A 20,633-nucleotide genomic window follows, 5' to 3' on the forward strand; every position below is an offset into this window, starting at 1 on the left:
CGGGCTGCAAGCCGTGCCGGTTTTTTCGCTGCATCAGCGGGAATGCGCCACCCGGCGCCCCGATTGAAGGCTAGGGATTACCCTGATCTTGATTTAGGTCAAGCAGTCTTCTTAAAGATTTATAGAAAATACATCTTAATGGGTCGATCGACAAAGATCAGGTCCGCCGTATTTTTTAACTCAAATGAAACAGGATATTTCCATGCACGCCACGCGCAAACTATGGACTTGGTTGGCCGTCATCTGTGTTCTTTCCTTTGCCGTCCTGGGCTGGGTCGGATCCGAGATTTATGTCAAGGCCCCGCCCATCCCCAACCAGGTCGCCAGCACCCAGGGCGAGGTTCTGTTCTCGGCCGGGCAGGTGCAGCGCGGCCAGGAAGCCTGGCTGTCCGCGGGCGGCCAGCAACTGGGTACCGTATGGGGGCATGGCGCCTACCTGGCGCCGGACTGGTCTGCCGACTGGCTGCACCGCGAGGCGCTGGCCTTGCGCGAGATCTGGGCGCAGCGCGACTACCGCAAGTCGTTCGGGCAGCTCGACGCCGGGCAGCAGGGGCGGCTCAATGCCCTGCTGAAGGTCGAGATGCGGCGCAACACCTATGACGCCGCCAGCGGCGTCATCACGCTCTCGCCCGAGCGGGCCGAGGCGGTGCAACAACTGGCACGCCACTACGAGGGGCTTTTTGGCGAGGCACCTGCGCTGGACAAGCTGCGCGAGCAGTACGCCATGAATGCCAACTCGCTGCCCGACCCTGCCGATCGGCAAGCCCTGGCCGCCTTCTTTTTCTGGAGCGCCTGGTCGGCCACGACCGACCGTCCGGGGGACACCGACCTGAGCTACACCAGCAACTGGCCGCACGAGCCGCTGGTGGGCAATACGCCGACCGCCGGCACCGGCATCTGGTCCATCGCCAGCGTGCTCCTGATGATTGCTGCGATCGCCGCGATGATATTTTTTCACGCCACCAGCAAGGAGCAGGGTGACCCGACCCCGCCCAAGGCCGATCCGCTGTTCGACCTGAAGCCGACGCCCTCCATGCGCGCGACGCGGAAATACTTCTTCGTCGTGATCGGCCTGATTCTGGCCCAGGTCGGCATGGGCGTGATCACCGCGCACTATGCCGTCGAGGGCAAGAGTTTCTTCGGGTTCCCGCTGGCCGAGGTACTGCCCTACGTCGTGAGCCGCACCATCCACACGCAGTTTGCGGTCCTGTGGATCGCCACCGCCTGGCTGGCTACCGGCCTGTATATTGCGCCGGCCATCTCGGGGCATGAGCCCAAGTACCAGAAGCTGGGCGTCAATGTGCTGTTCTACGCGCTGCTGTTCATCGTGGTCGGCTCCACGGTCACCGGCTGGCTCGGTACCCTGCAGCATCTGGGAAGCAACTTTGGTTTCTGGGTCGGCAATCAGGGGCTGGAATACACCAGCATGGGCCGTGTCTGGCAAATCCTGCTGTTCATCGGGCTGCTGTTCTGGGTCACCCTGCTCGGGCGCGGCCTGTTGCCGGCGCTCAAGAAGCCTTCCGAGAGCCGCGGCCTGATCGCCATGGTGTTTCTCGCGGCCCTGTGCATCGGCGGCTTTTACGCCACCTCGCTGGTCTGGGGCCAGCACACGCACTATTCGATCATCGAGTACTGGCGCTGGTGGCTGGTGCACCTGTGGGTCGAAGGCTTCTTCGAAGTGTTTGCCACGGCGGTCATTGCGCTGCTGTTCACACGCCTGGGCCTGATCCACGCGGCCACCGCGAATGCCGCCATCGTGCTGGAGACCATGGTGTTCCTGTTCGCCGGCATCCTGGGCACGCTGCACCACCTGTACTTCACGGGCACGCCGACCTCCGTCATCGCGATCGGCTCCATGTTCTCGGCGCTCGAGGTCGTGCCGCTCGCCATGATCGGCATCGAGGCCTGGCGCAACTACCAGCGCTCGAAGGCGGCGCCCTGGGTGCAGGCCTACAAGTGGCCGATCCTGTGCTTTATCGCCGTGGGCTTCTGGAACGTGGTTGGCGCCGGCGTGCTGGGCTTTTCCGTGAACACCCCGATCGCGCTGTACTACATGCAGGGCATGAACCTGACCGCCGCGCACGGCCACGCCGCGCTGTTCGGCGTCTACGGCATGCTGGGCATCGGCCTGCTGCTGTTCTGCCTGCGCGGGCTCTCGAGCCCTGCTGCCTGGTCGGACCGGCTGCTGCAGCCGATGTTCTGGTCGCTGAATATCGGACTGGGCATGATGGTGTTCATCTCGCTGGTGCCGGCCGGCATCTACCAGGCCTGGGCCAGCATCACCCGGGGTGTGTGGTACGCGCGTTCGGCCGAAGTCGTGCATTCACGTCTGATGGAAACCTTCGTGTGGTTGCGGGTGCCCGGCGACATCGTGTTCTCGATCGGCGTGTTCTGTCTGGCGCTGTTTGCGTGGCGGCTGCTCGCCGCTGGCCGGCGTGCGCCGGGAAAAGCGATATCGACAGGGCGTCCCATCAAGGCTTGACTGCAGCAGACGCCGCGGTCGGTGTCGCGTGCGTTATGACGGCGCGCGCGGGCGTGCCCACAATGCCCCATGGACTTCGACCTTTCCCCGCGCGCCCAGGACCTGTGCCGGCGCCTTGAAGACTTCATGGCGCACTACGTGCTGCCTTACAACGCCGCCTGGCACCAGGCGGTGGCCGGGGGGCTGTACCCGCCCCCGTTTCTCGAAGACCTGAAGACGCTGGCGCGCGAGCAGGGGCTGTGGAACCTGTTTCTGCCGGGACTGCGCGAGGACGAGCCCGGCACACGCCTGTGCAACCTCGACTACGCGCCGCTGGCCGAGATCATGGGCCGCCTGCCCTGGGCGCCGGAGGTCTTCAACTGCAGCGCGCCCGACACCGGCAACATCGAGCTGCTGCACCGCTTCGCCACGCCGGCGCAGCGCGCGCAGTGGCTGGGTCCGCTGCTGCACGGCACGATGCGCTCGGCCTTCGCCATGTCCGAGCCCGACGTGGCCTCGTCCGACCCGACCAACCTGCAGACCACGCTGCGCCATGATGGCGATGCGCTGGTACTCAATGGCCGCAAATGGTTCATCACCGGCGCCGCCCATCCGCACTGCAGGCTGCTGATCGTGATGTGCGAGAGCGGCGACGGCGCCGGCGAAGCGCCACAGCACGGCCGGCACAGCCTGGTGCTGGTGCCGATGGACGCGCCCGGCCTGCGCCTGGTGCGCAACATTCCCATCATGCAGCACCACGCGCCCGAAGGGCATTGCGAAATCGTGCTGCAGAACGTGCGCGTGCCCGCGGCGAACCTGCTCGGGGCCGAGGGCGCGGGCTTCGCGATGGCGCAGGCGCGGCTCGGGCCGGGGCGCATCCACCACTGCATGCGCACCATCGGCCAGTGCGAGCTCGCGCTGGCGCTGGCCTGCGAGCGCACCCTGGAGCGCCGCGCCTTCGGCAAGTACCTGGCTGACTTTTCCAATGTGCAGGAGTGGATCGCCGAGTCGCGCCTGGAGATCGACCAGGCGCGGCTGCTGGTGCTGCGCGCCGCATGGGCGCTGGACCAGGGCGCCCATGCGGACCTGAGCGCACAAAGCCGGGCCGACGTGGCCGGCATCAAGGTGGTGGCGGCGCGGCTGCAAACCCGCGTGGTGGACCGCGCCATGCAGGTGTTCGGCGCCATGGGCCTGTCGCCCGACACCCCGCTGGCGTATTTCTGGACCTGGGGCCGTGCCCTGCACCTGATGGACGGGCCCGACGAGGTGCACCTGCGCAGCGTGGCGCGGCACGAACTGGCCCGGGCGCGTGCACGCCGCGGCGCGACGGCCGCCTACTTCACCACGCCCGAGCAGTTGCTGGCACCGCCGCGCATCCGCTGAGCGCGTGCGCCCGCGTTTTCAGCATCGAATCGGGCGCCAGCCCTTGCAGACTCTGCGCCGACGGCTATTAAAAGAGAAGCGCCCCTAGAGCGTGAGGGCGGCCAGCACCGCCAGCGGCGCGGTCTCCGCACGCAGCACACGCGGGCCCAGCGTCACCGGCAGGAAGCCGGCGGCCAGCGCGGCGGCCTCTTCGGTCGATGTCAGTCCGCCTTCCGGGCCGGACAACAGTGTGACGGGGCCGCCGCCACCGGCTGCCACCTCGGCCAGCCGCCGCGCGTCGGGGCGCAGCGACAGCAGCAGGCGCGTGCCGTGCACCGGCGCGTCGGGCGGCGCGGCGCGGCCGTCCTCGCTGGCCAGCCACTCGGCCAGGCTTTGTGCATCGTGAATCGGCGGCACGCGGTTGCGCCCGCATTGCTCGCAGGCGGCGCTGGCCACGGCGCGCCAGTGCGCCAGTTTTTTTCCGGCGCGCTCGCCCTTGAGCTTGAGCACGCTGCGCTCGGCCAGCAGCGGCGTGAGACTGGCCGCGCCGAGCTCGGCAGCCTTCTCCATCAGCCAGTCCATGCGCTCGTTGGCGCTGATCCCGGCCAGCAGGTGCACGGCGCGCACTGCTTCGCGCTCGACAGCGTGGTGCGCGCCGACGGCCACCTGCACATCGCTGCGGCCCATGCGGGTCACGCGGGCGTCCCATTCGCCGCCCGCGCCGTTGAACAGGGTGATGGCGTGGCCCGGCTGCAGGCGCAGCACCTGCACATGGCGCGCGGCATCCGGGGGCAGGTCCAGCGGGGTGCCGGTGGCGAGCGGCACGGGGCAGTAAAAGCGCGGCATCAAATGGGGTGAGCTATCAAAAGAAGAGCTGACTTCGGAGGCGGGATATGGGTTGCAGCCACTTTTTCCTTAAACCCGGCCATACGCGTAACCCGTGACGGCCTGGGTGCCCTCGACCTTGTCGATCAGCCGCAAGAGCGGTGTGAGCTCGCGGTAGCGGCCCGCCGTGGCGCGGATGTAGCCGATGAAGCGCGGCGCATCGGCCAGGTACTTGGGCTTGCCGTCGCGCAGCGTCAGGCGGGCAAAGATGCCGGCCACTTTCAAATGACGCTGCAGGCCCATCCACTCCACCGCGCGGTAGAACGCGCCGAAGTCGCTGTGCCAGTCCTCGAAGTCCATGAGGCCGGCCTGGCGTGCCTTTTCCCAGTAGCGGATGGTGATGTCGAGCACGAAGTCTTCTTCCCAACTCAGGAACGCGTCGCGCATCAGGCTCGCGATGTCGTAGGTGACGGGGCCGTAGACGGCGTCCTGGAAATCGAGCACACCCAGCGCGGGTGTTGCAAGCATCAGATTTCTGGGCATGAAGTCGCGATGCACATAGACGCTGGGCGCGGCCAGGTTGCGCTCGACGATGGTGGCAAAAGTCTTGTCCAGCGTCTCGCGCAGCGTGCCTTCGACCGGCACGCCGCGGTGCCGGGCCAGGTACCAGTCCGGGAACAGCGCCAGCTCGCGCTGCAGCAGCGCCGCGTCATACGGTGGCAGCACGCCGGGGCGCGACGCTCGCTGCCAGGTGAGCAGCGCGTCCACCGCCTGCAGGTAAAGGCCCTGGTTGGCCTGCGGCCGTTCGCGATCGATCACGTCCATCAGGGTCTGCGTGCCCAGGTCGCTCAAGAGCAAGAAGCCGCGGGCTTCGTCCCAGGCCAGGATGTGCGGCACGTTCAGTCCGGCGTCCAGCATCAGCGCGGCGACCTTGACGAACGGGCGGCAGTCTTCCAGCCCGGGCGGCGCATCCATGATGATGAAGGGGGTGCCAGTGGCCGAGTCGATGCGCAGGTAGCGCCGAAAGCTCGCGTCGGCCGAGGCCGCGCGCAATGTGGCGCCTTGCAACTGGTAGGGCGCCGCCACGCCGGCGAGCCAGTCGCGAAAGGCTGCCTCGCGCTGCGGGTCGGGCCAGGCCACGGTGCCAGGACCACTTGAACCAGGTGCAACAAAGGGTGACGGCGCGGGCGGGGAGTTAAGTGGGCTCATGGATAATCCATTCTACAAACCCGGCCTGCTGCCGGCCGACCGGTTTGCCGGTTTTGTTTCACCCACCGCTGACCCGACAGACTCGCCTGATGGACCCCTTGATTTGATGGACGACCCCAAACGCCGGGCACTGCGCTGCCGTTTCGTCCTCACGCCGGTGGCCTGGGTCGCGTGCGCGCTGCTGCACGGCTTGCCGGCGCGGGCCCAGGCGGTGGACGACGCGCCACTGATCCTCAAGCGCAGCACGCTGCTGCAGGAGAAGATTCCCGAGGCGACGCGCCAGCAGCTGCCGACGTTCGTGTCGGGCGAGCGCCTGTCGGGTCAGACGGATCTGGACACCGAGGTGCAAGGCAACGCCGAGCTGCGCCGCGGCGACACGATGATCCGGGCCGACCGGATCGACTACAACCAGCCCGAGGATCTGGCTCGCGCGCATGGTGATGTTCATGTCAACCGCGCCGGCAACGTCTATGAAGGTCCGGTGCTGCAGCTCCACCTGGATTCGTTCGAAGGCTTCTTTACCCAACCCGACTACCGCTTTCTCAACAACGCCTACGGTCATGCCGAGCGGATCGACTTCATCGACGACAAGCACTCGGTCGCGCACAACGCAACCTATACCACCTGCCAGCGCAAGCCGGGTCCGAGCTGGATGCCCGACTGGATTTTCAAGGCCACCACCTTGCAGTTCGACACGGATGAAGATGTGGGCCGGGCCGAGGGCGCGCAGCTGCGCTTCAAGGACGTGCCGATCCTGCCGTTTCCGGATATGAGCTTTCCGCTCAGCGACAAGCGCAAGTCGGGCCTGTTGCCGCCCACCCTCGGCATGAACAGCGTGAACGGCATCGACCTCGTGCAGCCGTACTACTGGGACATTGCACCGAACCGGGATGCGACGCTGTCGCCGGAGCTGATGAGCCGGCGCGGCCTCAATCTCGGCGGCGAGTTCCGCTACCTCGAAGCGCCGTACCGGGGACAGATCAGTGCCAACTACATGCCTACCGACATGCTGCGCGACCGTGACCGCTGGTCTTATGCCACCACCGACTCGGGCACCATCAACACCGGCATTTCCAGCATCGGCAACCTGGGTTTCAACGTGAACCTGAACCGGGTCAGCGATGACAACTATGCGATCGACTTCCCGCATGCGCTGCCCTCGCTGATCCAGCAGGTGCTGCCCAACGATGCGTCGCTGTCGTGGGCCCAGGGCCATTTTTCCGCCAGCGCGCGCACGCTGAAATGGCAGACGCTGCAGGAGGTGGGCTCGCCGATCACACCGCCGTATGACCGGCTGCCGCAGTTGACGGGCGCGTACACGCGGCTGGACGCGGGCGGCTTCGACTTTTCCCTCACCGGCGACTACACGCAATTCAGCGCCGACTCCACGCTGACCCTGCAGCCCAACGCCAAGCGCTCGTATGCACTGGCGCAGATCAGCCACCCGTGGCAGGCGCCGGGCTGGTTCGTGACGCCCAAGCTGCAGCTCAACGCCACCAGCTATGAATTCGACACTCCGCTGACCAATGGCGCCAGCACCGCCTCGCGCGTGCTGCCCACTTTCAGCCTGGACAACGGTCTGGTGTTCGAGCGCGACGCCAGCTACTTTGGCCGCAGCTTTCGCCAGACGCTGGAGCCGCGCGCGTTTTACGTGTACACGCCGTATCGCAACCAGGGCCTGCTGCCCAATTACGATTCAGCGTTGAACGACTTCAATTTCGCCACCGTCTATACCGAAAACGCATTCAGCGGCAACGACCGTATCTCCGACGCCAACCTGCTCACGCTGGGCGTCACCACGCGGCTGCTCGATCCCGATACCGGGGCGGAAGCGGCCCGCTTTGGGGTGGCGCAGCGCCTGCGTTTCAAACAGCAGCAGGTCACGCTGCCTGGCGGCACGCCGGACCCGGCCGGTGTCAGCGACCTGCTGCTGGGCACCTCGATCAACTGGACGCCTCGGTGGTCGCTCGACGCCTCGGGCCAGATCAACCTCAAGACCCACGAGTCGCTCAGCTCCTCGATCGGCGGCCATTACAGCCCCGGCAGCTACCGGGTGGTCAACGCCTCCTACACGAAGTACATCGACCCCGTGACGCCGACCAACTCCAGCACGCAGTGGGACCTCAGCTGGCAATGGCCGATCAACGACCTGTGGGGTGACAAGGGCAGGAACCTGGGGCCGGGGCTCGGGCAGGGCGAGGGCCGCTGGTACAGTGTGGGCCGCCTGAACTACAGTATGCTGGACCACAAGCTGGTGAATGCCGTCATGGGCCTTGAGTACGATGCGGGCTGCTGGATCGGGCGCGTCCTGATCGAGCAACTGACCACCAGCACCTTGACCGCCAACAAGAGCATCCAGTTCCAGCTCGAGTTCGTGGGTTTTTCGCGCCTGGGCTCGAATCCGACCCAGACGCTGCGCACGAACATCCCGGGCTACGATTACCTGCGCCAGCAAACCACCACGCCCAGCCGCTTTGGCAACTACAACTGATGCATCATTCCCTTTACTCCAACGCCTCCACCATGCTCCAACGCGCCCTCGCCCTCATCCTGGCCGGCCTGATGACCTGGATGGCCCCGCCCGCCCTGGCCCAGGGTTTGCGCCCGTCTCTCCCATTGGGAGCTGGCGCGGGCCTGCTGCGCGTGCCGACGCCGGCGCCGGTGTCCAGCGCGCCGCGCCAGGCCGACTACATCGTGGCCGTGGTCAATTCCGAGCCCATCACCAACAATGAGGTGCAGGCGCGCCTGAAGCGCATCGAGCCGCAACTGGCGCAGCAGGGCGGCCCCATTCCGCCGCACAACGTGCTGGTGCGCCAGGTGCTGGAGCGCCTGATCACTGAAAAGGCCCAGCTGCAGCAGGCCAAGGAACTGGGGCTGAAGGTGGACGAGGCCAGTGTCGACCAGGCCGAGCAGAATGTGGCGCGGCAAAATCAGGTGGATGTGGCCACGCTGCGCAGCAAGCTGGCAGGCCAGGGCATCGAGCTCAAGCAGTTCCGCGACGAGTTGCGCAACCAGATCCTGCTGTCCAGATTGCGCGAGCGCGAAGTCGATCCCCAGGTCAAGGTGACAGACCTCGACGTCGATCAATTTCTCCACGAGCAGCAGGGCAGTACCGATGGAAGCGGGCTGGAGATCAACCTGGCGCAGGTGCTGGTGGTGGTGCCCGAGGGCGCCAGCGACGCGCAGGTCAAGACGCTGCAGGCGCGCGCCCAGCAGGTGGCCGACCGTGCGCGTGCGGGCGATGATTTTGCCGCCCTGGTCAACGAATACTCCGGCGCCAGCCGCGGCAACGGCGGCCAGATGGGGCTGCGCGATGCCGCGCGCTACCCGACCCTGTTTGTCGAGGCGACGCGCAATGCGCCGATCGGCGGCATCGTCGGGCCGGTGCGCTCGGGCGCCGGTTTCCATATCCTCAAGGTGATCGACAGGCAGCGCGCGGATATGCCCGCGACCGTCACGCAAAGCCATGCGCGCCACATCCTGCTGCGTATCGGAGCGCAGATGAGTGAGGCGCAGGCGCGCGAGCGGCTGACCGATTTCAGGAACCGCATTCTGGCCAAGCAGGCCGACTTCGCCACGCTGGCGCGCGAGTATTCGCAGGATGGCAGCGCGCGCGAGGGCGGCGATCTGGGCTGGTCCAATCCGGGCCAGTATGTGCCGGAGTTTGAAAGCGTCATGAACAGCCTGGCGCCGGGCGAGATCAGCGAGCCGGTGACCTCGCGCTTTGGCGTGCACCTGATCCAGTTGCTGGAACGGCGCGATGTCAAGCTCACCGATGCGCAAAAGCGCGAGGTCGCGCGCAATATCCTGCGCGAGAAAAAACTCGAGGAAGCCTACGCGACCTGGGCGCAGGATCTGCGCGGGCGCGCCTACGTCGATTACCGCGATCCGCCGCAATAGGTATGGCCCCCACGCTTGTCGCTGCGCGTACTGCGCTGCCCCCCGAGGGGGCTGGCCTTGCTTGGGGCGGCCCGGCGCGGCGGCCGATGGCCCCCACGCCACGGCCGGTCCCGTTGGTGCGAGGATGAAGCACATCCCGCGCAAGCGCTTTGGCCAGCATTTCCTGACCGACGCGGCCATCATCGAGGCCATCGTGCGCGAGATTGCGCCGAAGCCCGGCCAGGCCATGGTGGAAATCGGCCCCGGCCTGGCCGCCCTGACGCAGCCGCTGGTGGAGCGCCTCGGCCAGCTCACGGTGATCGAGCTGGACCGCGATCTGGCGCAGCGCCTGCGTGCGCACGGCCAGCTCACGGTGCTCGAAGCCGATGTGCTGAAAGTGGACTTTGCCCTTGTCGCACAAGCGCAGACAGCTATCGAAGCAATAGCAAATGGCAAACCCCGGCTGCGCGTCGTCGGCAACCTGCCCTACAACATCTCCACCCCGATCCTGTTCCATCTGCTTGGCTTTGTGGACGTGATCGAAGACCAGCACTTCATGCTGCAAAAGGAAGTCGTCGAGCGCATGGTGGCGCGGCCCGCCACCAGCGACTACGGCCGCCTGTCGGTCATGCTGCAATGGCGCTACGCCATGGAAAACGTGCTGCTCGTGCCGCCCCAGTCGTTCGAGCCGCCGCCGCGCGTGGACAGCGCCGTGGTGCGCATGGTGCCGCTGCAAAGCCCGGCGCCGGTGGATGTCAAGCGCCTGAGCGAAATCGTCCAGGTGGCGTTCAGCCAGCGCCGCAAGCTGCTGCGCCACACGCTGGGCCGATGGCTGCAAGAGCAGGGCTTTGCCGGTCAGTTCGACGTGCAGCGCCGGGCCGAGGAGGTGCCGGTAAATGAGTATCTGGACCTGGCGCTGGCGCTGGTGTGACCGGCCCGGCCATGAAAAAGCCCGTCACCGGACGGGCTTTTTGAATGGCGGCTGTGTGACCCCACCCCGGATTTGTGCCGGTTCCCTGACGGTTCAGGCCGCGGCTAGCCAGTAGCCCGAATTGAACGGGCTGCTCATGCGCAGCGCCAGCGGAGAGATGTCCACCAGCAGGTCGGTCGGCATTTTCTCGCCCGACTCGGTTGTCAAATCGATGCCGGCCGGCGCGTCGCCGCCCTTGCCGTCGCTGTGTGCCTCTTTCGCCCGTTCTGCTTGGCTGGTGTGTGCAGAACGGGCTACAGAAAAGAATAGAAGCATCTGAAGGGTATTTTTCGATCCCCCCAATAGTCTGCAGCGTCGCGGAAGATGTCCAGCAGCTGCTCGCGCGCCTCCTTGTCAAACTTGCCGTTGGCCGGGATGTGCTCGAGCACAATGACGAAGCCGGGCTGCGGCCCCGACTTGTGCAGCGGGTCGGTCATGCAGTCGTAGAGCGCATCAAAGTTTTTGCCGAAGTGGGCTGGAAACGTGAATTGCTGGGCGATCAGGTCCAGCACGTCCTGTTTGCTCTGGGCGCTGGCGAGGTTGGCGTACAAGAAGTGCTGACCCAGGTGCTGGGCAGCGTCCTGCAGTTCCTGCACCCGGAAGGCGCGGATCGACTGCACGATGTTGGTTCTTACGGTACGAAGTGGTGTATCCATCTCCGCTTCTCTTTCTATAGTCATAAATCCAATCCGGCCTTGTGGGCCGGTACCCCAGTTTTTCAGGCTGGTTCAAAATGCCGGGCCGTCATTCGACGATCCGACGAAAACTGGCGTAGTGGTCGCCCGTGTAATAACAGGCGTCGGGCGCCTGCACACGGCCGCCACACACGATGCGCCGGGCACCGCGGTCACGCGAATAGGGCGTTCTCACCGTGTACTCGTGGTAGTAGCCGCGCCTTTGCGCCGGCAACTGCCGCTCGCGATTGCCAAACACCACACCGTCCTTGTCATACGGAAACGGCCCGCCCTGACGGATCAGCCGGTAGGTTTCGCGCCCTTGAATCGGCAACTCGGCGACTGAAACGGTCGGCAGGTTATCCTCTGGCAGTGGCTGTCTGGCACGCACCAAAGTGGTGCCAATCAACGTCGCTGCCAGGAAAATACAAGCGAGTCCTGATTTGCTTTTTTTGATGGTTGCGGCTCGCAACATGAAATACGCCTTTCGGAAACTCCGGGTTAACCCGGAATTTCAAGCCGCTAGTGTGCCGCAAGTGTTTCGGAAATGCAAGCGGCTGCCCAAATTTTGGGCAGCCGCAGAGAGCGTTTTGGGGTTAAAAAGTTAGTGCTTGCTGTCTAAAAACAGTTTATCGCGAAGCATTCGCGTCCGCCACGGTCAGGGCCGTCATGTTGACAATGCGCCGCACGGTGGTGCTGGCCGTGAGGATGTGCACGGGTTTGGCGGCGCCCAGCAATACCGGGCCGATGGCGATGTTGCCGCCCGCCGCCGTTTTGAGCAGGTTGTAGGAAATATTCGCGGCATCGATGTTGGGCAGCACCAGCAGGTTGGCGTTGCCGGTCAGGGTGCTGTTGGGCATGATGGCGCGGCGGGCCTTGCCGTCCAGCGCCACGTCGCCATGCATTTCGCCGTCTACTTCCAGCCACGGCGCCTTCACGCGCAGCAGGTCCAGCGTGTGGCGCATCTTCAGCGCGCTGGGCTGGCTGCTCGATCCAAAGTTGGAGTGGCTCAACAGGGCGGCCTTCGGATGCACGCCAAAGCGCATCATTTCTTCGGCGGCCATCATGGTGATCTCGGCCAGCTGTTCGGCGGTCGGATCGTAGTTGACATGGGTGTCCACCAGAAAAACCAGTCGCTCGGGCAACAGCAGCCCATTCATGCAGGCGTAGGTGCACACGCCCGCGCGCTTGCCGATCACCTGATCCAGGTACACGAGGTGCATTGCCGTGGTGCCCCAGGTGCCGCAGATGACGCCGTCGACCTCGCCCTTTTCGAGCATCATGTAACTGATCAGTGACAGGCGCCGGCGCATCTCGATCTTGGCCATCTGCACCGTGACGCCCTTGCGCTCGGTCATGCGGTGGTAGGTCTGCCAGAAGTCGCGATAGCGATGATCCTGCTCGACGTTGACGACGTCGTAGTCCAGACCCTGCTTGAGCCGCAGGCCGAATTTCTCGACGCGCTGGGCAATGATGGCCGGGCGGCCGACCAGCGTCGGGCGCGCCAGCCCTTCGTCCACCACGATCTGCGCGGCGCGCAGCACGCGCTCCTCCTCGCCCTCAGCGTAGGCGACGCGCTTCCTCGCGGCGGTCTTGGCCATCGTGAAAATCGGCTTCATCGTCGCACCCGACGCGTAGACAAAGCTTTGCAGCCTGTCGCGGTAGGCCGCCATGTCCTGGATCGGGCGCAAGGCCACACCGCTGTCGGCGGCTGCCTGCGCCACCGCCGGCGCAATGATCATCATCAGGCGCGGGTCGAAGGGCTTCGGGATCAGGTACTCCGGACCAAAGGCCAGCTGCTGGCCGGCATAGGCGGCGGCCACCACTTCGCTCTGCTCGGCCTGTGCCAGTTCGGCAATCGCGTGCACCGCGGCAATTTCCATCTCGACCGTGATGGTGGTCGCGCCAGAGTCCAGCGCGCCGCGGAAGATGTACGGGAAGCACAGCACGTTGTTGACCTGGTTCGGGTAGTCGCTGCGCCCCGTGGCCATGATCACGTCGTCGCGCGCGGCATGGGCCTCCTCGGGCGAGATTTCCGGGTTCGGATTTGCCAGCGCGAGGATCAGCGGACGTGCAGCCATCTTCTTCACCATCCCGGGCTTGAGCACCCCGCCCGCCGACAGGCCCAGGAATACATCGGCACCTTCGATGATCTCGCCCAGCGTGCGTGCCGTGGTCTTCTGCGCAAACTGGATCTTGTCCTCGTCCATCAGCTCGGTGCGGCCCTCGTAGACCACGCCCGCCAGATCGGTCACGTAGATGTTCTCGCGCGGAATGCCCAGTTTGAGCAACAGGCCCAGGCAGGCCAGCGCCGCCGCGCCTGCGCCCGAGGTCACCAGCTTGATCTTTTTCGGGTCCTTGCCTGCCACCTTGAGACCGTTGAGGATCGCGGCGCCGACGCAGATCGCCGTGCCGTGCTGGTCGTCGTGGAACACCGGGATCTTCATGCGAGCGCGCAGCTTGCGCTCCACATAAAAGCAGTCGGGCGCCTTGATGTCTTCCAGATTGATGCCGCCGAAGGTCGGCTCCAGCGAGGCAATGATGTCGACCAGCTTGTCCAGGTCGTGCTTTTCGTTGATCTCGATGTCGAACACATCAATGCCGGCAAACTTCTTGAACAGGACCGCCTTGCCCTCCATCACGGGCTTGGCCGCCAGCGGACCGATGTCGCCCAGACCCAGCACCGCCGTACCGTTGGTCACGACCGCGACCAGGTTGCCGCGGCTGGTGTACTTGAAAGCCGTGTTCGGGTCCTTGACGATTTCCTCGCAGGGTGCGGCCACGCCGGGCGTATAGGCCAGCCCCAGGTCGTGCTGGTTCAACAACTGCTTGGTGGCGGCAATGGCGATCTTGCCGGGGGTTGGAAACTCGTGGTACTCGAGCGCAGCGCTGCGCATTTCGGCGCGGTGTTCGTCGGTGTTGACCGGGGTGCTGGGCATACGGTGTCTCCGTCAGCTTCTATAAAGGAGTTTGATTGTAGACCGCGCTATGCGGGGCTCTGCCACGGAAATCCACCGCAAAACGGGACGCCGGCGCCACAGGCGCTACCATTGCCAAAACCCGTTTCAATCGTGAACTACACATTTCAATTCGGCGCGGTCTTTGCCGCCTGGCCGCTACTGCTCAAGGGCACGTGGATCACGATCCAGTTGTCCGTCCTGGCGATGCTGGGCGGCCTGGCGGTCGCGATCGTCTGTGCCTGGGGCAAGACGGCGGGGCCGCGCGCGCTGCGCTGGGTCATCAACACCTACATCGAGGTGATCCGCAACACGCCCTTCCTGGTGCAGTTGTTTTTCTTCTTCTTTGCGTTGCCGGCCATCGGCTTGCGCTGGTCGGCGCACACGGCGGCGCTGACGGCGATGGTGGTCAATCTGGGCGCCTACGCCACCGAGATCATCCGCGCCGGCATCGAATCGATCCCAAAGGGCCAGATCGAAGCCGCCCTGGCGCTCAACCTCAAGCGCCACGAGATCTTCCGCTTCGTCATCCTCAAGCCCGCGCTGAAAGCCATCTTTCCGGCGCTGACCAGCCAGTTCATCCTGCTGATGTTGAGCTCGGCCGTGGTCTCGGTGATCTCCGCCGACGACCTGACATCGGTGGCGGCCAACCTGCAGTCGCAGACCTTTCGCAGCTTCGAGATCTACATCGTTGTAACCGTCATCTACCTGGTGCTGGCGCTGTCCTTTTCCGCCCTGTTCAAGCTGGTCTACCAGTGGGGGCTGAGCTACCCCGACCGCCGGTAACCCTCACACCATGCGCACCTTCGGCACCCCCGAATTCCTGTTCATCCTCGAAGCCGCCCGCTGGACGCTGGCGCTGTCGGTCATCGCGTTCATTGGCGGCGCCATCGGCGGCCTGGCCGTCGCGCTCAGCCGCACGTCCGATGTGGCGCTGCTGCGCGCCATGTCGGCCGGCTTCATTCAGCTGTTCCAGGGCACGCCGCTGCTGCTGCAGCTGTTCCTGATCTTTTTTGGCGCGCCGGTGCTCGGCTTCGACATCAATCCATGGATTGCCGCGGGTACCGCGCTGGTGCTCAACAGCAGCGCCTTCCTCGGGCAGATCTGGCGCGGCTGCATCGAAGCCGTTCCGCGCGGTCAGTGGGAAGCGGCCGAGGCACTCAGCCTGTCGTACCGCTCGCGCATGCGCGACGTGGTTCTGCCGCAGGCCCTGCGCATTGCGGTGGCCCCTACCGTCGGCTACATGGTGCAGATCATCAAGGGCACGTCGCTGGCCGCGATCATCGGTTTCACCGAAGTCACGCGCGCCGGCCAGATCATCAACAATGCCACCTTTCAGCCGCTCGTCGTGTTCAGCGTCGTGGCGGCCATTTACTTCGTGCTGTGCTGGCCGCTATCGCTGCTGGCCGCACGAATGGAGCGCCGCCACAAGGCGGCGGTCGCACGCTGAGCGCCCGCTCTTTTGGCATCCCCGATTTCCATCCCCTGACGTTAACTACGGAGACTTCACCATGATTCATGCTCAAAACCGCCGCCACTTCGGCACTACTGCAGCCGCCCTGGGCCTCACGGCCGTGCTGCCCGCGTGGCTGTCCTGCGCCAATGCACAGACCGTCGAAGACATCAAGAAGAAGGGCGAACTCACGGTGGGGCTGCTGGTCGATTTCCCGCCTTACGGCACCCTCAACAGCAGCAATCAGCCCGATGGCTACGACGCCGACGTGGCGCGGCTGCTGGCCAAGGACCTGGGCGTCAAGCTCAAGCTGGTGCCGGTCACCGGGCCGAACCGCATTCCGTTCCTGATCACGAACAAGGTCGATCTGCTGGTGGCCTCGCTCGCGATCACGCCCGAGCGTGCCAAGCAGGTGCAGTTTTCCAAGCCTTACGCGGCTGCAACCATCGTGCTGTATGGCCTCAAGAAACTCCCGATCAAGAGCCCGGCCGACCTCAAGACCCTGCGCGTGGGCGTGGCGCGTGCCAGCACGCAGGACATCGCCCTGACGGCCGTGGCGCCCGAAGGCACCGAGATCCGCCGCTTCGATGACGACGCATCGGCCATGCAGGCGCTGATGTCGGGGCAGGTCGATGCCATCGGCTGCTCGACCACCGTCGCTGCGCAAATTGCCAAGCGCGCGCCCGCCAACACCTACGAAGAAAAATTCGTGCTGCGCCAGCAGGAGATGGCCGTGGCGCTGCGCCCCGGGCAGACGGAGCTGCTCAAGGCGGTGAACGACTTTGTCGAGCGCAACAAGGCCAATGGCGAGTTGAACAAGCTGTACCAGAAGTGGCTCGGCACCGACTTCCCGGTGATGAAGGGCTCCTGAAACGCGCGAGGCTGCCATGACCGACATTACCGACGGCGCGCAGGCCGGCGCCGAGCCCATCATCCGCATCGAAGCGGTGGACAAGTGGTTCGGCCATTTCCAGGTGCTGACCGACATCAACCTGCAGGTGCGGGCCGGCGAGCGCATCGTGGTGTGCGGGCCGTCGGGCTCGGGCAAATCCACCTTGATCCGCTGCATCAACCGGCTCGAGACGGTGCAAAAGGGCCGCATCGTGGTCGATGGCATCGATCTGACCGCGGGCGGGCGCAACGTCGATTCGGTGCGCCAGGAAGTGGGCATGGTGTTCCAGCAGTTCAACCTGTTTCCGCACCTGACCATTTTGCAGAACTGCATGCTGGCGCCGATGCGCTCGCGCCGCCTGAGCCGGCAAGATGCCGAGGCCATCGCAATGAAATACCTCACGCGCGTGCGCATTCCCGAGCAGGCGCAAAAATACCCGAGCCAGCTCTCGGGCGGCCAGCAGCAGCGCGTGGCGATTGCGCGCGCGCTGTGCATGACGCCCAAGATCATGCTGTTCGACGAGCCCACCTCGGCGCTCGACCCCGAGATGGTCAAGGAGGTGCTGGACACCATGATCGGCCTGGCCGACGACGGCATGACCATGCTGTGCGTGACGCACGAGATGGGCTTTGCCCGCAGCGTCGCCGATCGCGTGATCTTCATGGCCGACGGCCGGATCGTGGAGCAGGCACCGCCGCAGCAGTTCTTCAGCCATCCGCAGCACGAAATCACGCGCAACTTCCTGGGCCAGATCCTGAGCTCGCATCAGCATGCGCACTGAAAGCCAGCAAGGGACCAGTGCGCTGGATGTCGTGACGTTGGGCGAAGCCATGCTGCTGCTGGTGGCCGATACGCCCGGGCCGCTGGAAGACGCCGCAGCGTTTCACAAGCGCACGGCCGGCGCCGAAACCAATGTCGCCATCGGCCTGGCGCGGCTGGGCCTGCGGGTCGGCTGGGCGAGCCGGCTGGGCACGGACATGATGGGGCGCTACCTGATCAAGGCCATGGCGCGTGAAGGCATCGACTGCTCGCGCGTGGTGTGCGATGCCACGCAGCGGACCGGCCTTCAGCTCAAGGGCCGAGTCACGGACGGCAGCGATCCGCCCACGGAATACCACCGCCAGGGCTCGGCGGCCAGCCACATGGGCGTGAATGACATCGATGAGGCCTGGCTCCTGTCGGCGCGGCACCTGCACGCCACTGGCGTGTTTGCCGCCGTTTCGGCCACGACGCTGCCGCTCGTGCGCAAGAGCATGGAGCTGATGCGCGACGCCGACCGCAGCGTGTCGTTCGATCCCAACCTGCGCCCCACCCTGTGGGCCACGCCCGGGCGCATGCGCGAGGCCATCAACGAGCTGGCTGCATGCGCGCACTGGGTGTTGCCCGGCCTGGAGGAGGGCCGTTTCTTGACTGGCGAAGACACGGCCGAAGGCATTGCCCGCTTTTACCGCCGGCGCGGCGCCAGCCTGGTGGTGGTCAAGCTCGGCAGTGCGGGCGCCTACTTCGACGGCGAGGCCGGCAGCGGCCATGTGCCGGCCTTTGCGGTGGCCAAGGTGGTGGACACCGTGGGCGCCGGCGACGGTTTTGCGGTCGGCGTTATCAGTGCGCTGCTCGAGGGCTTGAGCGTGCCCCAGGCCGTTCGGCGCGGGGCCTGGATCGGCGCGCGCGCCGTGCAGGTGCTGGGCGACAGCGAAGGCCTGCCGACCCGCGCCGAACTGGACGCGGCGGCGCTGCCTTAAACCTGAACCAGCCGGGCCTGCTCGCCGCGCCGCGCGGTGTGCTGGCCGGTCAGCACAAAGTCGTGTTGCCGGTTCTCCGCGCCCATGAACTGCCACAGGCTGGGATCGCTGCGGGTCCATTGGCCTGCAAGGCCGGGCGCGGGGGCCGCGACCACGATCGGCAACGCAGGCGTCTTGATGGTCACCGGCATGAGCAGGAATACGAGCTCGGTGCGCTGTCCGGCCAGGTCGTTGGCGAATTCACAGCCAATCAGCCCGGCGCCCATGATGACGACGTGTTTGCTATGGTTTTGGGAGCTATCAGTGCCCACCAGTCGGGCGTGGAACGCCGAGAAGTCTTGCAAGGAGTTGACCGACAGCACGCGGTCGGCCGCATCGCCCGCGAGTGGCACGCGCATCGCCTGTGCGCCGGTGGCCAGCATCAGATCGCGGTAGACAAACTTGCCGTGCGAGGTCGTCACGACGCGCCGCACCGGATCGATGGCCTGTACGCGTGTGTGCGCCAGCAGCGTCACGTTCTGCGTTTCGACCGGTTTGGCGGCCGGCGTGCTCACCAGTTGCGCGGGCGAGCGGCCCTGCGCGAACGCATTGGACAGCGAGGGCTTGGCATAGAAGTCGCCGCTGTCGGCCGTGATCAGCAGCACCGGCGCGGTGGCATCGCGTTTGCGCAATTCGCGCACCGTGGTCCAGCCCGCCAGACCTGCGCCGATGATGATGAGTGGTTGCATCGCTTCCTTCAGATCCCGACGATTTCGAAGTCGGCCTTGGCCACGCCGCCGAGACAGGTTTTGGTGGGGTTGCTGCCTTTTGCCCATTCCTTCAGGAGTTGCTCATGCCCACCGCTTTAAACTTTGCCTCCGTCAAGCTCCCCGCCGCGCGGGTGGCGGACGCCCGGATGTCCGCCCAGGCCCTGCGCCGGTCGGTGGCGAGCCAGATCGAGGAAAGACCTGAATGAACAACCTGTCCGACCTGCAGTCGCTCGGCTTCACGCTGCCCAGCCCGGCCTACCTTTTCGGTGCCATTGTTTTCGGACTCATCGGCCTGGTCGCGTGGCGCTACGGCAAGAAGATGCAGCGCCCGGCCACCAAATGGCTCGGCGTGGCGCTGATGTTCTATCCCTACGTGATCTCGCCGACCTGGCTGCTGTATATCGTCGGGCTGGCGCTGTGCGCCGGCCTGTTCTATGACCGCGGCTGAACGCCCCAACGATCACTTATGGCATGCGGGCGAGCCCGGGCTCGTGGCCTGTTTCAGATAGGCAATCAGATCGGCCCGGTCTTTCGGATCGGGCACGCCGTCGTAGGTCATGGCGGTGCCGGGCACCATCTTGAGCGGACTCTTCAGAAACTGGTCGAGCGTCTTCTCGTTCCAGACGATTTTCGAGTTCTTCATGGCCGGCGAATAGGCAAAGCCGGGCACGCTGCCGGCCAGGCGCCCGAACAGGCCGCAGTGGCGCGGCCCGACCCGGTCATAGGCGAGCGCGTGGCAGGCCAGGCAACGTGTGTAGATCTGCTCGCCGCGCACCGCGTCCGGCGCTGCTGCCACGCAGGCAGTCGTGCCCAACGCGAGCAGGCTGGCGAGCACCAGCCCGCGGATCTTCATGACATGAAGGCGGAAGGAACCGACGGCAGGCCCAGCGCCTGCCGCAAGATCGCCCAGTGCATGGCCTCGTCGCCCAGGATGCTGGCCGACGCCTTGGCGAGGTCACGGTTGCCAAACAGCGGCACCGCGCCGAGGTAGGCGCTCACGGCGCCCTGTTCCAGCTGGGCCGCGAACTTGAGCACGTCGGCCTGCGTCTTGAGCTGATCCACCGGGAAGTTGTATTTGTCCCTCGCGACCACTGCCTTGCCGCCCAATTTTTGAATGGTCGTGGAGAGCAGGTCCGCGTGCTCCTTATGCTGGCCCTGGAAGGTCACCGCGAGGTCGAGCACGGGTTTTTCCAGCAGCTTGCTCTCGGCGCCCACCTGGTAGGCGGCAATGGCTTCGAGCTCGGCGCCGAGCGCGGTGTTGAGAATCTGGATGTCGCCGGCCTTGCCGCTGCCGTGCTTGGCCGCGAGCGCGTCATTGCCCGCGAGCAGGGCAATTGCAGCACCAGACAGAACCAGGCCGCCGGAGCGACCCAAAAACAAACGCCGCGCAGCGACGGGGGTGGGCATCAGGAAAAATGACATGACAAACTCCTCAGTGGGTTGGATTTTTCAAAGGCTCCCCG

Annotated in this window: 20 protein-coding genes and 1 pseudogene; 12 read left to right on the plus strand and 9 right to left on the minus strand. The window is 65.5% G+C overall.

What is annotated here, in order from left to right; all coding sequences use genetic code 11:
- The first annotated feature begins 202 nt into the window (after positions 1-202).
- Both B0E49_RS08230 and B0E49_RS08235 read left to right on the plus strand, forming a co-directional pair.
- A complete protein-coding gene (locus B0E49_RS08230) occupies positions 203-2,482 on the plus strand; it encodes a nitric-oxide reductase large subunit (RefSeq protein ID WP_077561712.1) in 2,280 nt (759 codons plus the stop codon).
- A 69-nt stretch (positions 2,483-2,551) separates the two neighbouring features.
- Positions 2,552-3,844, plus strand: coding sequence for an acyl-CoA dehydrogenase family protein (locus B0E49_RS08235; RefSeq protein ID WP_077561713.1), 1,293 nt, complete (start codon positions 2,552-2,554; stop codon positions 3,842-3,844).
- 84 nt (positions 3,845-3,928) lie between these two features.
- Here the strand turns inward: B0E49_RS08235 and B0E49_RS08240 are convergent, their stop codons facing one another.
- Both B0E49_RS08240 and B0E49_RS08245 read right to left on the minus strand, forming a co-directional pair.
- Entirely contained in the window at positions 3,929-4,669 is a 741-nt protein-coding gene (locus tag B0E49_RS08240; RefSeq protein ID WP_077561714.1) for a 16S rRNA (uracil(1498)-N(3))-methyltransferase, read from the minus strand.
- Between the two features lie 69 nt (positions 4,670-4,738).
- Positions 4,739-5,857, minus strand: a complete 1,119-nt coding sequence (locus tag B0E49_RS08245; protein WP_077561715.1) for an aminoglycoside phosphotransferase family protein — start codon at positions 5,855-5,857, stop codon at positions 4,739-4,741.
- A 106-nt stretch (positions 5,858-5,963) separates the two neighbouring features.
- On the opposite strand from B0E49_RS08245, the gene B0E49_RS08250 reads away from it, so the two are divergent.
- The 3 genes from B0E49_RS08250 to rsmA all read left to right on the plus strand — a co-directional run bounded on the left by B0E49_RS08250 (position 5,964) and on the right by rsmA (position 10,667).
- Positions 5,964-8,348, plus strand: a complete 2,385-nt coding sequence (locus tag B0E49_RS08250; protein ID WP_077561716.1) for an LPS-assembly protein LptD — start codon at positions 5,964-5,966, stop codon at positions 8,346-8,348.
- A 32-nt stretch (positions 8,349-8,380) separates the two neighbouring features.
- Complete coding sequence (locus B0E49_RS08255; protein WP_077561914.1) at positions 8,381-9,757, plus strand: peptidylprolyl isomerase; 1,377 nt, start codon at positions 8,381-8,383, stop codon at positions 9,755-9,757.
- A 124-nt stretch (positions 9,758-9,881) separates the two neighbouring features.
- Entirely contained in the window at positions 9,882-10,667 is a 786-nt protein-coding gene (rsmA, locus tag B0E49_RS08260; RefSeq protein ID WP_077561717.1) for a 16S rRNA (adenine(1518)-N(6)/adenine(1519)-N(6))-dimethyltransferase RsmA, read from the plus strand.
- A 93-nt stretch (positions 10,668-10,760) separates the two neighbouring features.
- Here rsmA and B0E49_RS20105 read toward each other — a convergent pair whose 3' ends face one another.
- The 4 genes from B0E49_RS20105 to B0E49_RS08275 form a co-directional block, all read right to left on the minus strand.
- Positions 10,761-10,982, minus strand: coding sequence for a hypothetical protein (locus B0E49_RS20105; RefSeq protein WP_144264496.1), 222 nt, complete (start codon positions 10,980-10,982; stop codon positions 10,761-10,763).
- Positions 10,961-11,386, minus strand: coding sequence for a barstar family protein (locus tag B0E49_RS08265; protein WP_077561718.1), 426 nt, complete (start codon positions 11,384-11,386; stop codon positions 10,961-10,963). Before B0E49_RS08265 ends, B0E49_RS20105 begins: the two co-directional genes overlap by 22 nt.
- Positions 11,387-11,450: 64 nt before the next feature.
- A complete protein-coding gene (locus tag B0E49_RS08270; protein WP_077561719.1) occupies positions 11,451-11,855 on the minus strand; it encodes a guanyl-specific ribonuclease in 405 nt (134 codons plus the stop codon).
- Between the two features lie 154 nt (positions 11,856-12,009).
- Entirely contained in the window at positions 12,010-14,319 is a 2,310-nt protein-coding gene (locus B0E49_RS08275) for an NADP-dependent malic enzyme (RefSeq protein ID WP_077561720.1), read from the minus strand.
- A 132-nt stretch (positions 14,320-14,451) separates the two neighbouring features.
- Between B0E49_RS08275 and B0E49_RS08280 the strand changes: the two genes are divergently transcribed.
- The 5 genes from B0E49_RS08280 to B0E49_RS08300 all read left to right on the plus strand — a co-directional run bounded on the left by B0E49_RS08280 (position 14,452) and on the right by B0E49_RS08300 (position 18,421).
- Positions 14,452-15,123, plus strand: a complete 672-nt coding sequence (locus tag B0E49_RS08280) for an amino acid ABC transporter permease (protein WP_077561721.1) — start codon at positions 14,452-14,454, stop codon at positions 15,121-15,123.
- 10 nt (positions 15,124-15,133) lie between these two features.
- A complete protein-coding gene (locus tag B0E49_RS08285; protein WP_077561722.1) occupies positions 15,134-15,787 on the plus strand; it encodes an amino acid ABC transporter permease in 654 nt (217 codons plus the stop codon).
- A 61-nt stretch (positions 15,788-15,848) separates the two neighbouring features.
- Positions 15,849-16,661, plus strand: a complete 813-nt coding sequence (locus B0E49_RS08290) for a transporter substrate-binding domain-containing protein (RefSeq protein ID WP_077561723.1) — start codon at positions 15,849-15,851, stop codon at positions 16,659-16,661.
- 16 nt (positions 16,662-16,677) lie between these two features.
- Complete coding sequence (locus B0E49_RS08295; RefSeq protein ID WP_077561724.1) at positions 16,678-17,463, plus strand: amino acid ABC transporter ATP-binding protein; 786 nt, start codon at positions 16,678-16,680, stop codon at positions 17,461-17,463.
- Positions 17,453-18,421 carry a sugar kinase gene (locus B0E49_RS08300; RefSeq protein ID WP_077561725.1) on the plus strand — a complete coding sequence of 323 codons (969 nt, stop codon included), beginning with the start codon at positions 17,453-17,455 and terminating at the stop codon, positions 18,419-18,421. Before B0E49_RS08295 ends, B0E49_RS08300 begins: the two co-directional genes overlap by 11 nt.
- On the opposite strand, the gene B0E49_RS08305 is transcribed toward B0E49_RS08300, so the two are convergent.
- The gene (locus B0E49_RS08305) at positions 18,418-19,149 is read right to left on the minus strand and encodes an FAD-dependent oxidoreductase (RefSeq protein WP_077561726.1); all 732 of its coding nucleotides are present in this window, start codon (positions 19,147-19,149) and stop codon (positions 18,418-18,420) included. The two genes, B0E49_RS08300 and B0E49_RS08305, sit on opposite strands and share 4 nt — an antisense overlap.
- Before the next feature lie 104 nt (positions 19,150-19,253).
- Between B0E49_RS08305 and B0E49_RS20875 the strand changes: the two are divergent.
- Both B0E49_RS20875 and B0E49_RS08310 read left to right on the plus strand, forming a co-directional pair.
- A pseudogene (locus tag B0E49_RS20875) lies at positions 19,254-19,361 on the plus strand (TA system antitoxin ParD family protein); the annotation flags it as partial.
- Positions 19,362-19,372: 11 nt separating this feature from the next.
- Positions 19,373-19,618 carry a hypothetical protein gene (locus tag B0E49_RS08310; protein WP_077561727.1) on the plus strand — a complete coding sequence of 82 codons (246 nt, stop codon included), beginning with the start codon at positions 19,373-19,375 and terminating at the stop codon, positions 19,616-19,618.
- A 12-nt stretch (positions 19,619-19,630) separates the two neighbouring features.
- Here B0E49_RS08310 and B0E49_RS08315 read toward each other — a convergent pair whose 3' ends face one another.
- Together B0E49_RS08315 and B0E49_RS08320 are read right to left on the minus strand one after the other, a co-directional pair.
- Positions 19,631-20,023: a c-type cytochrome gene (locus B0E49_RS08315; protein ID WP_077561728.1), complete on the minus strand. Its 393-nt coding sequence runs from the start codon at positions 20,021-20,023 to the stop codon at positions 19,631-19,633.
- Entirely contained in the window at positions 20,020-20,592 is a 573-nt protein-coding gene (locus B0E49_RS08320) for a ferritin-like domain-containing protein (protein WP_077561729.1), read from the minus strand. The genes B0E49_RS08315 and B0E49_RS08320 overlap by 4 nt, the downstream gene beginning before the upstream one ends.
- Between the last annotated feature and the right edge of the window lie 41 nt (positions 20,593-20,633).

Origin of the sequence: Polaromonas sp. C04, assembly GCF_002002705.1 — a bacterium.
Taxonomy (GTDB): domain Bacteria; phylum Pseudomonadota; class Gammaproteobacteria; order Burkholderiales; family Burkholderiaceae_C; genus Rhodoferax_A.

Coding starts and splice junctions, on each gene's coding strand:
- B0E49_RS08230 (WP_077561712.1), top strand. CDS start 203: ATGCACGCCACGCGCAAACTATGGACTTGGTTGGCCGTCATCTGTGTT.
- B0E49_RS08235 (WP_077561713.1), top strand. CDS start 2,552: ATGGACTTCGACCTTTCCCCGCGCGCCCAGGACCTGTGCCGGCGCCTT.
- B0E49_RS08240 (WP_077561714.1), bottom strand. CDS start 4,669: ATGCCGCGCTTTTACTGCCCCGTGCCGCTCGCCACCGGCACCCCGCTG.
- B0E49_RS08245 (WP_077561715.1), bottom strand. CDS start 5,857: ATGAGCCCACTTAACTCCCCGCCCGCGCCGTCACCCTTTGTTGCACCT.
- B0E49_RS08250 (WP_077561716.1), top strand. CDS start 5,964: ATGGACGACCCCAAACGCCGGGCACTGCGCTGCCGTTTCGTCCTCACG.
- B0E49_RS08255 (WP_077561914.1), top strand. CDS start 8,381: ATGCTCCAACGCGCCCTCGCCCTCATCCTGGCCGGCCTGATGACCTGG.
- rsmA (WP_077561717.1), top strand. CDS start 9,882: ATGAAGCACATCCCGCGCAAGCGCTTTGGCCAGCATTTCCTGACCGAC.
- B0E49_RS20105 (WP_144264496.1), bottom strand. CDS start 10,982: ATGCTTCTATTCTTTTCTGTAGCCCGTTCTGCACACACCAGCCAAGCA.
- B0E49_RS08265 (WP_077561718.1), bottom strand. CDS start 11,386: ATGACTATAGAAAGAGAAGCGGAGATGGATACACCACTTCGTACCGTA.
- B0E49_RS08270 (WP_077561719.1), bottom strand. CDS start 11,855: ATGTTGCGAGCCGCAACCATCAAAAAAAGCAAATCAGGACTCGCTTGT.
- B0E49_RS08275 (WP_077561720.1), bottom strand. CDS start 14,319: ATGCCCAGCACCCCGGTCAACACCGACGAACACCGCGCCGAAATGCGC.
- B0E49_RS08285 (WP_077561722.1), top strand. CDS start 15,134: ATGCGCACCTTCGGCACCCCCGAATTCCTGTTCATCCTCGAAGCCGCC.
- B0E49_RS08290 (WP_077561723.1), top strand. CDS start 15,849: ATGATTCATGCTCAAAACCGCCGCCACTTCGGCACTACTGCAGCCGCC.
- B0E49_RS08295 (WP_077561724.1), top strand. CDS start 16,678: ATGACCGACATTACCGACGGCGCGCAGGCCGGCGCCGAGCCCATCATC.
- B0E49_RS08300 (WP_077561725.1), top strand. CDS start 17,453: ATGCGCACTGAAAGCCAGCAAGGGACCAGTGCGCTGGATGTCGTGACG.
- B0E49_RS08305 (WP_077561726.1), bottom strand. CDS start 19,149: ATGCAACCACTCATCATCATCGGCGCAGGTCTGGCGGGCTGGACCACG.
- B0E49_RS08310 (WP_077561727.1), top strand. CDS start 19,373: ATGAACAACCTGTCCGACCTGCAGTCGCTCGGCTTCACGCTGCCCAGC.
- B0E49_RS08315 (WP_077561728.1), bottom strand. CDS start 20,023: ATGAAGATCCGCGGGCTGGTGCTCGCCAGCCTGCTCGCGTTGGGCACG.
- B0E49_RS08320 (WP_077561729.1), bottom strand. CDS start 20,592: ATGTCATTTTTCCTGATGCCCACCCCCGTCGCTGCGCGGCGTTTGTTT.